The organism is Paenibacillus sp. LT-B23, from assembly GCF_059417685.1.
On record NZ_JBSQBM010000006.1, the window covers coordinates 185,165 to 198,847 of the forward strand.

Consider the following 13,683-nt stretch of genomic DNA (forward strand, 5'->3'; position numbering starts at 1 on the left):
ATCTCCCCACCGTATGTCATGACCTGACATTTGTTCACTGCATCACTTTAATATTCACGTCCTCGGGACGATATACCGCAAGCAACCGTCCTTCGCGATCCACAGCAAACAGGACAGAACGGCTCCTTGGCAGCAGAAAAGCGTAGGATATTCCAGTCTCCTTATCCCGAATACGCACCGGGGTATCCCTGGAAAACTCCGATACGAAAATATACAGGCCCCCGTTCTCGAAGTTGAGTTTACGTCCGTATAGTCCCGGCTGATCGCCACCGTCTATCCACTCCAGCTCTCGCTCCACCCCGGCGGCAGTGAGGGCGTAGCGATATAGCTCAGCAATCGGCTCATCCCTGCCATTCAACTCCAGTGGAAGCGGACTCCAGATCAAGAGCCCCTTGCCAAGCCGCAGGTTCACGACTTCATCACCCATCGCTCCAGCCGCTTCCAGTGACAGTTGTTCCTCCTTAGCCACCTCAGCGATTCGTCGCTGACCGAATGAGACAGGGAAGGTTTGACCCTCCAGACTCAGCACTTCCTCCCGTTGGACATTGCCCAGCGTACGCTGCCCAATAATATCATCGACCCGGTCGCTCACTTTCCAGTAAGGATCAAGGCCCAACGGTCCGGTGACTAGTAAAGTCACACCGCAGGATCGCACCATTTCCAGAAGATGTTCCAGCGATGTACTGTCGAAATTGTGCGCACTAGGGATCATAATCAGTTTCGGTAACTGCCGCTTGAGCGAGTCCAGATGATACTCGGAGACAGAACGAAACGGCTGCTTGAGATCATAGGACATCACCCGGGTAAGCCGCGTTGTGGCACCAAAAGCAAGTGATCGGTTGGAAAAATCATTGGAATACGGAAACACGACAACCGTTTCCTCCAGCTCCCGGTCCGTAAACAGATCACGAATATCATTCATAAAACACCCAAAATCGTAAGACACCTCTGCCTCCGGCTTCTCGGTCCCATCCGCACGTAGCGCCCCGATGTGCGATTCATTGGCATTATCCATGTAAAAATTCGTATTCCAGATCCAGTGAATCGCACCCGCTCCACCAGTCGAAAAGGCATACGCATACTTGCGCTCCAGCATGTCACGCAGCTCCGCCTCTGAACGCTTGGCTCGACCATCCGGCGTTTCGACATACATAATTCCGGTTTCCTGCACGAGATTCGGTTTGTCTGGTGTTTTGGCAAAAATACCGTCCCACACCAAATGATCATTCAGCCACCATGAATGCACCGTCGTATAATCCACCACAGCCTCATAAAAAAACGGAGATGGCCGCTGCGCGCCCAGTGCCTCGTCCTGACCTACAGTTACCAAATGCCCGGGACAAAGCTCCCGGATTGTAGTCGCCAATTGCTCGGCCCACAGATTGTGCATATCCATCGAAAACAGGCAGTAGTCCAGCCATTTGGCCCCCTTTTTGGCCTGATGCATATCCTGAACACCGAAGTTGATCTCCTCCGGCTCAGGAATCGTGGCAGAAGCAAAACGGTGAAGCTGCTGTGGCGTCATGTTCCACGCTTCCTGCAAAGCCTCAATACTGCCGTGCCGTTGCTTCAACCACGTGCTGAACGCCTCCTGTTCCCATGAGTCCCTCGCAGAACGCGGACCATCCGCGAAAATGCGCGACGGATCAAACATGGAAGGCTCGTTAATCAGATCCCAATCCACATGGGTTGTAGCCGTGTGCCGGCTGACAATACTGCGAATGAACCGCTTTTGTGCTTCCACGCTTTGCGGATCGAGATAAGGGTTAACCCCTTCCCATGTTTCCGGTGTAAAAGAAAAGAACGTGAACGTCACCTGCAATCCATGCCTTTTGGCTGTCAGCAAAAAAGCATCAATCGCGCGAAGCGCCTCTTCCGAGGCGTGCCCGTCTATCTGCATCATATTGCGATAAGCCGTCCATACCCCTGTACGAATCCAGTTGATACCCGCTTTGGCCATCTGGGCCATATCCCGGTCCCATACGGCTGCATTGGGCAAAAACAGAAATTTCCGTGCTACATCTGAGGTCATATAGGTCATGCCGACAACAGGCAACGGGCGCCCATCCTTTATAAAATAATCCCGGCTGCGCGTCATGTTCTGTCCTTCGGCCAGCAGCCCGGCATCCTGCCCCCAAAACCCCTGCCTCAACATGCGCACTTCTCCATCCGGTGATTCGGCCCGGCAAATAACTCGATACAACCCGCTTTGGATGGAAAAGGTAAGGGGAATACGTACAAAGCCTTGCTCCCTGCTAACCTCAATCTGCAAACGCTGGCTCCATACCTGCTGGCCGCCGTCATCCAACACTTGTTCCACCGTCAGGTCAAAACTCCATACTTCCTGATCCCTGTGCGTGGCTTTGTCTCGTTGCAACCTTTGGGTTTGAAGCGTCAGTATAGCGCGTTCTCCAGGCTCATAGGCCGCATAGTTCGGCTTGAGAGATAGCTCCGTCGTCCCCTTGGCGCAGAAATTCGCCCATTGGGCAAGCAACCGTTCACCATCCTTTTCCCAAAAGGTATCCGTCAATGGCAAATGAGCAAACATCCAGCGTGCTCCTGCAAATAGACCTCGGGCATGCTCCCATAGCACCACCGGGGCGGCAATGTCCCTTCCGTCCTTACTTACTCCCTTGAGCAAAGGATAAATTCGCGTATTTATCGGCCCGGCAGAGCCCATTTGGTGCGGCAGATCGCTGCTTTTGGTCGTATGTGGAACGAGATTCCACGTATCCGCCACCTGGAACAGAGACTCCTGACCACACAGCACAGGAATATCCTCTGATGCGACCAGGGAAGCCACCTTCGACGCGTCCACTCTCAGCACCTCATGAATATGCAGTTCCTGATGATACGCAGTCTGCTCAGTCTCAATTACCCAGTCTCCATACTCATCAGCAGGATCGCGGATCGGATGCTTAAAGGGTGCTCCCCCGACGTTAAGCAGCCCCCCTCCCCTGTGGAGAAATGCCACGATTTCGGTCCAGGCGGACTTGGGGAAGTACGGTGCATGCAGATTGACAAAGCAGCCGTTGTCCATATGCTTTAGCGTTTCAGCCAGTTCATCGGCTCGTACGACCACCACGTCTGCAACTCCCTGAAATGCCCCGTCTGGCAACAGGCTCCCTATAGCGGGAAAGCCTTGCTCACTGAAAACAACGATGGATGGGTTTACTATGGATTCATTCATAACAAGCCATCCTTCATGGCCTTATACACAAGCTGGGCAAACAGACTGTTGGACCAGGCGAACCATTTCCTTGTAAAAACCGTGGGATCATCGGCATGAAAGCCTTCATGCATATATCCGGTGTCCCCATCTGTCGCTTCCAGCATCCGGATCATTTCCAGCCTCTCTTCTGCGGTCTGGGCCGTTAATCCTTGCATAGACAGGGCCATATGCCAGATGTAACCCGGTAGGGTGTGCGGACTTCCGATGCCTTTGGCCGCCTTGCCTTCAAAGTAAAACGGATTCTCCTGGCTTAAAGCGAAGCGTCTCGTATTTTGATAGATAGGATCGTCCGCCGTCGTATAGCCCAAATACGGAATGGACATTAATCCCGGCGTACCTGCGTCATCCATCAGGCAGTAGTTGCCAAATCCGTCCGTTTCATAAGCATATATAGGCCCGAATACCGGGTGGCGGTAAATGCCGTACAAGTGAATACCGTGCTCCACCTCAGCCTCCAGCTCCTTCAGCTCGTTCAGGAAGTCCAGATCACGGAATACCCACTCCGCAAACTCCTGCATCTGCCGCAAAGCAACCACCGCAAACATATTGCCGGGTATATTGTAGTGGAAATCGCAAGCATCATCACTGGAACGGAAGCCCGACCAAATCATCCCCGTATAATTTATAGGCATACCGAGTCCCTGATTGCGCAAGGAATCGGTGGAAATGCCGTTATTACGCGTAAACCGATACGCAGATTGCTCTTGGTGACGCTGCTCCGTTTTGAACACATCCACCATTTTACGCAGAGCCGTCTTGAATTTTGAATCAAAAATATCGGTAAGCTCCGTTTCCTTCCAGTACATATAAGCCAGCCGAATGACAAAGCAAAGCGAGTCGATCTCAAATTTTCGTTCCCACACCCATGGCGACATTTCCGTCTCATCAGCCGCATTCCAGTGCCAGTCATTCGCCGTCTCATTGAACGCATTCGCATACGGGTCTATGAGGACATAATGAATATGGCGCTTGATCAGACCACCAATGATACGCTGTAAATCAGCATCCTCCCTGGCTAACGGCACATAATGAATAACCTGCTCTACGGAATCCCGCAACCAAAGAGCCGGAATATCACCTGTAATGAGAAACGTTGTCCCATCATCCATTAGTTTGGTCGTCGTCTCCAGCGAATTCGGAAAACAGTTTTTAAACAGCTTCAGCAGCTTCGGCCTGTGAGCCAGTGCTTGCTCCGCTTCCTTGAGTACATCCTGAACAGCCTGCGGCATGTCAAGGTCGGGCATCGGTATTTTGGGAAGCCTGAATTGTTCCAATAGCTTTTTCGCTCCTTTGCAAACGTATCGTTTTAATTTCATAAGGTATAAAAGACAACGTGAGACAGCTACCTTCCAGCTCAAGCGGCTGCACGGGTTCCTCCAGCGCATTCGACACGTAGGCTGCGTTGAACGTGTAAGGCCAGGTCAGCTTGATCGTCTCCCGTCCCCCAGAAGATTCGTACAAACGAAGAACCGTCCCCAGCCCATCTTCGGCCGGCTTGATCGTATCCAGCACAACGTGACGGCTATCAAAGTTAATGAACGATCCGCTGCTCGGCAGCACTCCGGTGCTGTGCTTTTGCTGTTGCACAACAGGCATATCATGGTTCAGCTCAGCCGCATGACGCAAGGTATGGGCGCTGCGCCAGTCTGCCACATGCGGATATAGCGAATACGTAAAATCGTGCTCGCCCAGATCGGCATCTTTATCCGGCCATTTGGGTGCACGCAGCAGAGACAGACGGATGGTGCTGTCTTGAATGTCGTAGCCATATTTGCAATCATTGAGCAGACTCACGCCATAGCCGTGCTCGGAAACATCCGCAAATCGGTGTCCACACACTTCATACTGCGCCTGCTCCCAGCTTGTATTCCGATGGGTCGGCCGCTCCAAAGCACCGAAAGGAATTTCATAGGTCGCCTTGTCCGTAACCACATCTACAGGAAAGCCTACCTTTAGCAGCTTGTGCGCTTCATTCCAGCTCACATGCGTCTTGAAATCAATTCGTCGCTCATGATGATAAAAGATCATATCCTGCGTCATTTCAGATTGATGGATTCGCCATCGAAAGCGCAGCACATCCTTCGTTTTTCCCTTGAGCACTAAGCGTTTTTCAAGCAACTCGGCTTCTCCTGCTACCTGTTCCTCATAGCGGTCATCCAAATCCCATGCATCCCACAGCGTCGGACGATCATGGAATAAATGAAAACGATTTGCCCGTTCCCCCGGCTTCACAATTTCACGGTTTGCCGCTTTATCCAGCAGACGAATGATTTCGCCCTGCTCATTAAATTGCACCTTATACAATGCCGTCTCCCAGCGATCCTCCAGCGATCCAGAATTCACAGTTTTTTCGGACTGTCCACTTGTTCCGGCCTGTTCTCGCTCCAGCCAAATCGTTTTGTAGCCCAGTGCAGGAATGTCTGGAATACGCACCGAAATGCCGCCCTCCTCCACATCGGTGTCCAGCCGCTCGGCTTCATCTTTAGCGTAGTGGTAGGCATACAATCCCTTTGTCGATTCCGCAGCAATATGGATCACGGCACTACGGCTCCAGCCCAGGCTGTTAAACACAAGATACGGCATTCCTGTTCTCGAGCCTTCCGTGTTCACTTGAGCCGCCAGCGTCGTAATCCCCTGTTGAAGCCCGACATGTCCCCATTCGAAAATTTGCTGATACTCCTTATCCGAAGTGCCGTAAACCTCGGTAATCGCCGAGCCGGGAATAATATCGTGGAACTGATTCAACAAAATCAGCTTCCAGCCCTCATGCAATGCCGAACGGATGTCCTGTGCCTGCTCCAGCTCCAGATTCGTTAATGCCAGTGTGCTCCACAGCTCTGCCTCGCGGTAGACTCCCTCCGCTTTCCGGTTATTACGTTTGTTGCGGGCGTGGGTCGTGTAGGTTCCCCGGTGCAGCTCAAGGTACAAGTCACCATGCCATTTGGGAAGCTTCGGATGCGCCTGATCTATACCTGCAAAAAATTGTTCCGCCGTGCTGTACCGACTCGCAGGCTGTCCCACCATCAGCGGAGAACGCTCTATATATTCCAGCATTTCGCGCGTAACCCCACCGCCGCCGTCTCCATGTCCGTAGAGCAACATGTGCTCAGGATGCGCCGATTTTTCACGATAGGACTGCCAATGGTCATGAATGTCCTGCGGCCGTGTATTTTCATTCACGCCATGATTGAGATAGGACAACATCGAAGTGCCATCAATGCCCACCCAGTGAAACAAATCGTAAGGAAACACATTCGTATCATTCCAGCCCAGCTTGGTCGTCATAAAATAGTCCATCTTCCCATGCTTTAAAATCTGCGGCAGGGACGCACAGTAGCCGAACGTATCCGGCAGCCATTCGATATGAGAGGTTTTGCCGAATTCCTGTTGGTAAAAACGCTGACCATACAGCATTTGGCGGATGAGTGATTCGCCATTGGGCAGGTTCAAATCAGGCTCAACCCACATCCCCCCAACCAGCTCCCACCGTCCTTCGGCGACTCTCGCTTTGACCCGTTCATACAGCTCTGGATCATTTTCCTTTACAAAAGAGAACAGCAGCGGCTGGCTCTGTGCATATTGATAGGCCGGGTATTCATCCATCAGCGCATCCACCGTTGAGAAGGTTCGGCTTGTTTTCCGTACGGTCTCGCGCATCGGCCACAGCCAAGCAATGTCAATGTGCGACTGTCCTACCATATGCTCCAAACCTTGCGCATTTCCACCGATCTCCTGAACCTGCCGAATGAGTTCCTTTTCTGTGGCTGAGATCGCTCCCCCTTCTCGAATGGCGTCTTCCTCCAGATTCGCAAAGCAATCCATCACCCCATACAGAGCTTTCAGCAGGCGTATTCTGCGGATATCGCCCTCAGGCAGCAGTAGAGCGGCTTCGCTAATAACGGTAACGGTATACATCAGGCTCTGCACGGGCTTGTTTGGCCGTACAAGATAGCTTGTAATAGAAGAAATCGGAGGTTGAATGACAGCCTGCCGATTAAGTGGATCAACGGGTTCGGGTACAGGATCAAATAGTTCTATGTCCAATTCCGGTGAAGGCCCGATGACCTGCGGATTAAGCGTGACATAGGTATGATTGCGGTCAAGCCCGTGATAGGAAGCACCATTGACCCGCAGCAATCCTTCTCCCCCGGACTCAAACACCAATCCAAAAGGCTCTCTCAACCACGCTGTCGGTACATCCAACTGCGTTCGAAAAAAATAAGTTGTCCCCTGACTGCTGGGGAATCGCCTGAGGTCCAGTCCTTCCGATAAAGGTGTGGTGTCTTCGTATTGACCTGGTGTTTGGTAAGTGGAGCGTGTAATGTTCCAACTCCGCAAATCCAGCTTCTCCAGCCATTGGCATTCCGACAATTCCCGAGTCAAGCGTCTGATACGCTCCATCATTCGTCCTCCCGTACGATCAACTCGGCACACAGGGTATCTTTGGAGTGCCTGCCTACTTGAATAGAAAACTGCCCTGCCTCAACGACTGGCTGTAGATCACGCCCTATATATTGCAGCTTGTCGGAGCCTATAACAAACTCCACTGTGCGTGTTTCCCCGGGCTTTAATACAACCTTGCAGAAGCCCTTGAGTTCCCTGACTGGCCGGGTTAACGAGCTCACCGTGTCCGAGATATACAACTGAACCACCTCAGCCCCTTCCCGTTCGCCTGTGTTGGTTACATCGACTGTAGCCGTAACGGATTCGCCCGCTCGGATCGAATTGGCGCTTAATGTAAGCCTTTCATAGCTAAACGTCGTGTAGCTGAGACCATAGCCAAACGGATAGCGCGGCTCGGCATCGTTCTCCAGATACCTCTTGCCACGGGAACGCTTGCCGTTGTAATATACCGGCAACTGCCCGACATGCTTAGGGATGGAGAGGGTTAATCGTCCGGAAGGATTTACATCCCCAAATAAAATATCCGCGATTGCATGTCCCCCCTCCTGACCGGGATACCATGCTTCCAAAATAGCGTGCGCATGCTCCTCCACCCACGGCTCAGCAATCGGTCGCCCGTTAATATAAACGACGACCAGTTCCTTTCCCAGCCTGTAGACTTCCTGCATGAGTTGAAGCTGTACCCCCGCAAGCCCCAACGTCATCCGGTCGATGCCTTCGCCGCATTCCATGTCGTTCCAATCGTGATCCGATACCTTCGAGGCGCCGGTTTTCAGATCAATCGTTCCTTCCCCGAAATCGCGGGCACTGGATCCTCCGACCACCATCACCACTGTATCGGCCTCAGCCGCACATGCCAGTGCATTTTCAAAGCCTTCCCGAGATTCTCCCTTGATCCGGCAGCCAGGTGCGTACAGAACGCTATCCTGATCCTTCCCCAGCTTGCTACGGATGCCATCAAGTACAGTTACCACACGGGCTCTCGGCTGCGGTGATGTATAATCGCCCAGTTGGTTGTAGACCTGATCTGCATTCGGGCCGATGACCGCAATACGCTTGGAGGTTTTCGGCAGGGGAAGCGTTCTATCGACGTTTTTGAGCAGCACAATCCCTTCAGTCGCAAGCTGACGAGCCAACCGAATATGCTCCGCCCGACCAATCACCTGCTCCGCTCGTTCCGCATTCACATACGGTTTGTCAAACAGACCCAGCCTGAATTTTAGCGTGAGCACCCTGCGAACCGCCCGATCCAGCACACTCGTCTCCAGCTTGCCAGCGTGAACCGCCTCGACCAGATGACTTCCGAACATTTCACCGGACATTTCCATATCAATCCCTGCGCGAATCGCCTGCACAGCGGCATCCGATCCATTCTCGGCTACATCGTGTCCACTCGCCAACATTTCAATCGCGCCACAATCCGTAATGATCAGACCGTCAAATCCCCACGCCTGACGAAGAATATCGTCCAATAGCTCAGCATTCACTGTACACGGGACCCCGTCGATTTCGTTATAGGCTGGCATAATAGATTGCACCCCTGCTTCCACCGCTTTTTGGAATGGATACAGATCGACCTCCAAAAGCTCGCGCCAGCCCATATGCACAGGTCCGGCATTACGTCCGCCCTCCGAGCTGCCATAGCCTGCAAAATGCTTTAATGTGGCAGCCACGCTATGTTCGCTGAGTAAGCTTTCCCCCTGAAGCCCCTCCACGGCGGCAACAGCAAATTCGCCGATGAGATAAGGGTCTTCGCCAAAGCATTCCTCCGTGCGTCCCCAGCGCGGATCACGCACCACATCAAGCACGGGCGAGTACGTGACCGCCCCGCCCTGAGCGCGGGTTTCGCTCGCAACCGCGCGGCACATGTCACGGTACAGATCGACATTCCACGTGCTGCCGATGGACAGCGGAACCGGAAATACAGTGCCGTCAATCGCCATATGACCATGAGAGCATTCCTCGCCGATCAGAATCGGGATGCCTAGCCGGGAATGCTCCACTGCATATCGCTGGATCAGGTTCACGGCCTCCGCCCCCTGCTTGGCAGACAAGCCATTCTCCAAGGTCACCCCGGTCCACGGATCAGCGCGAAGCACCCCGTATAAGGAGCCGACTCCCCCATTTTGCACCTGCTGCTTGAAAGCATGATGCAGGGACAATTTCCCGTCTGTGTGCTCATACACTTGCCATCCGAAGGGCTGCACAAGCTGACCCACCTTTTCCTCTATCGTCATCAAACCGATTAAGTGCTTTACCCGTTCTTCGATCGGTTTGCTTTTATCCTTATAAATCAACATGTTCATGCCCTCTCCTTCCCTGTTATTCCTTCACAGCCCCAACCGTAAGTCCCTGCACAAAGTAACGCTGGAAGAAGGGATAAGCGAATATAATAGGCAGCGTCGCCAGTACCACCATCGCCATACGCGAAGTATCCTGCGGAATCGATTGAAGCGCAGCCAGACTCATAGAGCTGTTTTGCGAATTTTGCTGGATGAACTGAATGCTGGATTCAATCCGCATCAGCATGGACTGAAGTGGCACCAGATTGGGATTGTCAATATACAACAGGGCATTAAACCAGTCATTCCAGTAACCAAGCGTGCTAAATAAACCAATAGTCGCAAGTCCGGGCAGAGAGAGCGGAAGCACGATTTTTAAAAATGTGTAAAACTCGCCTGCCCCATCTATTTTGGCTGATTCAACGATGGCATCTGGCACGCTGGTGCTATAGAATGTGCGCAGGATCATAATATAAAAGGCATTCATGGCCAGCGGCAATATCAAAGCCCAAATCGTATCCTTGAGCCCGAGCAATTGGGAAACGACCATATAGGTCGGAATCATTCCACCATTAAAAAGCATGGTTAAAATCGCAAAAATGGAAAAGAATCTCCGGTAACGAAAGCTCTTTCGTGAAATGGCGTACGCATATAACGAAATGAGAATGAGACTGATCACCGTACCGATGACCGTTACGGCAATCGTCACCCCATAAGAGCGCAGTAGCGTATCACTGGTGCGAAATATGAAGCGATAAGCCTCCAGACTCCATTGAGCCGGGAGCAGCCGATATCCGTCACGCGCCAGCGTTTTCTCATCGGTTAGGGAAATAATGACGACGAACAAAAAGGGAAATACACACAGGAACGCGAACACCCCTGCTATCACATTCAGAACAGCATTCCAGCCCCGTGAAATATGATGGAAATCCCGTCTTTTTCTTTCTTTTCCAGAAGCCACAGTCCACACCCCTCTCCTCTTTTTTTAGAACAAAGCGCTGTCTTTATCTATTTTTCGCACAACATAATTGGATAGAATGACGAGAACGAAGCCAACCACCGACTGATACAAACCTGCGGCTGTGCTCATCCCGATTTCCCCTGTCGTTTTCAACCCGCGGTATACATAGGTATCGATGACGTTCGTTACCGAATACAAGGTGCCCGAATCTCTCGGAACCTGATAGAACAAACCAAAATCCGCGTAAAAAATCCGTCCGACTGCAAGCAGCGTCATAATGATAATGATCGGCGAGAGCAAAGGGAGCGTCACATTACGAATTTGCTGCCACTTGCTGGCTCCATCTATCATGGCTGCTTCATACAAGGATTTGTCGATGCCCAAAATCGAAGCCAGATAAACGACACTGTTATAGCCGATCGCCTTCCATAGACTGACTAAAATCAAGATGTACGGCCAATAGGCGGCCTCCGAATACCACTGAATCGGCTCGATGCCAAACCCTGCGAGAATTTGATTCAGCATCCCCCGATCCATGCTCAGAAAGCTGAATGCAAAGTAGCCCACGATGACCCATGACAGGAAATACGGGAGAAACATGCCTGTCTGGTACAGCTTCGCTAATCGTTTATTAATCAGCTCGGAGAGCAGAATAGCCATAGCTACCGAAAAAACAAGTCCGAGAATAATAAAGACCAGGTTATACAAAAGGGTATTTCGCGTGATGACATAGGCATCGTTGTTATTGAACAGAAACTTGAAGTTATCCCAGCCCACCCACTTGCTCGTATAAATACTGGCCCAGAATCCTTCCCTGTTAAAACGATATTGCTTGAAGGCAGTCACTGTACCGACCAGCGGCAGATACGAAAAGAAGAAGAACCAGATAGCGCCGGGCAGCACCATGAACAGCATAACTTTATTTTTAATCACATTTCTGAAAAATGCGGCCATAGGTATCCCCTCCCAATCTGTAATAGCTAAAATAGCTATTGAAAAAAGACCGGGCGTAACTTACACCCGCCCGATCCTCTCTTATATTTCACGACCTAAAGCATTATTTGCTGTTTTGTGCCTTCCAGGCATCAAGCTGGGACTGCGCTTCCGCCATCACCTTATCCAGACCAGCCTGCTTGAATTTCTCAGTCACTTTCGGGAGATTCGTTTCCGGGTCCAGCGTGCCTGTCATCAGTGAAGCCCAAAATTGCTCTTTGACGTTCTGAATCGCTGCCATCTCCGTAGATACTTTACTGCTGTCAAAGTTGAAGCTTAGGATTGGAGAATTTTTCCCCTCCGAGTTGAACTTCTTGAATTGCTCCCATTTGTCAGCCGGATCATTCGGATTCAGATACAGTAGCATATTGTTGCCTAGCGAATACGAAGGCATGTCATAGTTTTTGGAATCAGCCAGATTTTCGATATACTGGCCATCTGTTTTTTTGTAATGCACTCCCTTAATACCGGAATCAACCATATTACGTAATACCGGATCTGTATTCAGCAGGTTCAGGAACTGCATCGCCTTTTCGGGGTTTGCCGAGTTAGCCGAGATCGCCATAATGGAGCCCTGTACAGACGTATTAGTCACCATCGGATCGCTCGCAGGGGTGGATATAACCGGATAGCCGTAGCTTGCAGACCATAGATTATCGGCCAGCGGTTGAGTTTGCGCACGATCCAGAAACCAGTTTCCAGACGTTGTTAAATCATTGGTGGAGCCTGTGGTTGCCGCTTCCGGTGATACATACCCGGCCTTGTAGTACTTATGCATCGTCGTCAGCGCCTGCTTCATTTCAGGCGTTTCCAAAATGTTTACGATCTTATAATCCGTGCTATCCATTTTGACAGCCATCGGCAGGTTTTGAATGATATAGTCATATGGAACGTAGGGAACATAGTTTTTGTCCATGCCAAACGCTGTTACGCCGGGCTCGTTTTCTTTAATGGTTTTGAGCAGAGGCTCCAGACTATCCAGCGAACGGACATTTGGAAGGTCCAGCTTGTATTGGGTCAGCAATTTTTTGTTGAACCGCCATACCTCTTGCTGTGGAAGCTCCTTGTTGGCAGGAATACCATAATGATGTCCATCCACCTTGGAGCCTTCCAGAAACGCAGGATCAATCGTCTTTTTAAGATCCTGACCGTACTTGTCAAGCAAGTCGTCCAGTTCCATGAATGCGCCCTTTCTGGCATTTTGCACATAATCAAAGCCACCGGAAGCCGTAAATACAATATCCATTGGCTCTCCCGAAGCCACATTCACCTGCATTTTTTGCGGGTAGTCGCCCCAATCGACCATTTTCATTTTGATCGTGGCGTATATTTTCTTTTGGGTATACTTGCTAACCTCTTCCATCACCCGATCTACATCTTTTTGAGGTGTACCAATGGTGTACCAGATCAGCTCTACCGGCTTTTCCGCTCCTCCATTCGTCGTTTCACCGCCACCGCTGCTTCCTCCACAAGCACTGAGAATGAGCGTCAACACCATACACATCACCAGAACAAACGAGTAGCTCCTTTTGCTTTTACCCATGTATGATCCTCCCTTATGAAATGGAATTTGACCTTGTCGTTTCATTCATTTCTGTTTCAGGATTTTGCAAAATTCGATTCCAGTCGCTCCGAAGTGCAAGATATAGACGAACTAAACCATTTCGATCTATATCTTGTTCATTGGAAGTCGCTTATGGGATTTTTGCAAAATCCTCATTTATGAAGCAACTACGTTAACCTTAACTAATGTAAGCACTTTCATAAAGAAGATAAACTTAATAAACCAAGGTACAAATTAAAGAAATCCA

The 13,683-nt window shown here is 50.9% G+C and carries 7 protein-coding genes; all 7 read right to left on the bottom strand.

Annotated elements, in window-relative coordinates:
• Window positions 1-34: 34 nt before the first annotated feature.
• The 7 genes from ACWXW9_RS10210 to ACWXW9_RS10240 all read right to left on the bottom strand — a co-directional run bounded on the left by ACWXW9_RS10210 (window position 35) and on the right by ACWXW9_RS10240 (window position 13,415).
• Window positions 35-3,190 (bottom strand): beta-galactosidase, encoded by a 3,156-nt coding sequence (locus ACWXW9_RS10210; RefSeq protein WP_494929309.1) that lies wholly within the window; start codon window positions 3,188-3,190, stop codon window positions 35-37.
• Window positions 3,187-4,506, bottom strand: coding sequence for a glycoside hydrolase family 125 protein (locus tag ACWXW9_RS10215; RefSeq protein ID WP_494929310.1), 1,320 nt, complete (start codon window positions 4,504-4,506; stop codon window positions 3,187-3,189). Before ACWXW9_RS10215 ends, ACWXW9_RS10210 begins: the two co-directional genes overlap by 4 nt.
• Window positions 4,463-7,633 carry an alpha-mannosidase gene (locus ACWXW9_RS10220; protein WP_494929359.1) on the bottom strand — a complete coding sequence of 1,057 codons (3,171 nt, stop codon included), beginning with the start codon at window positions 7,631-7,633 and terminating at the stop codon, window positions 4,463-4,465. The genes ACWXW9_RS10215 and ACWXW9_RS10220 overlap by 44 nt, the downstream gene beginning before the upstream one ends.
• Window positions 7,633-9,936, bottom strand: coding sequence for a glycoside hydrolase family 3 N-terminal domain-containing protein (locus ACWXW9_RS10225; protein ID WP_494929311.1), 2,304 nt, complete (start codon window positions 9,934-9,936; stop codon window positions 7,633-7,635). The genes ACWXW9_RS10220 and ACWXW9_RS10225 overlap by 1 nt, the downstream gene beginning before the upstream one ends.
• Before the next feature lie 22 nt (window positions 9,937-9,958).
• Window positions 9,959-10,879 (bottom strand): carbohydrate ABC transporter permease, encoded by a 921-nt coding sequence (locus tag ACWXW9_RS10230; protein ID WP_494929312.1) that lies wholly within the window; start codon window positions 10,877-10,879, stop codon window positions 9,959-9,961.
• A 24-nt stretch (window positions 10,880-10,903) separates the two neighbouring features.
• Window positions 10,904-11,833 carry an ABC transporter permease gene (locus ACWXW9_RS10235; RefSeq protein ID WP_014278236.1) on the bottom strand — a complete coding sequence of 310 codons (930 nt, stop codon included), beginning with the start codon at window positions 11,831-11,833 and terminating at the stop codon, window positions 10,904-10,906.
• A gap of 103 nt (window positions 11,834-11,936) precedes the next feature.
• On the bottom strand, window positions 11,937-13,415 hold the full coding sequence (locus tag ACWXW9_RS10240) for an ABC transporter substrate-binding protein (protein WP_494929313.1): 1,479 nt from the start codon (window positions 13,413-13,415) through the stop codon (window positions 11,937-11,939).
• Between the last annotated feature and the right edge of the window lie 268 nt (window positions 13,416-13,683).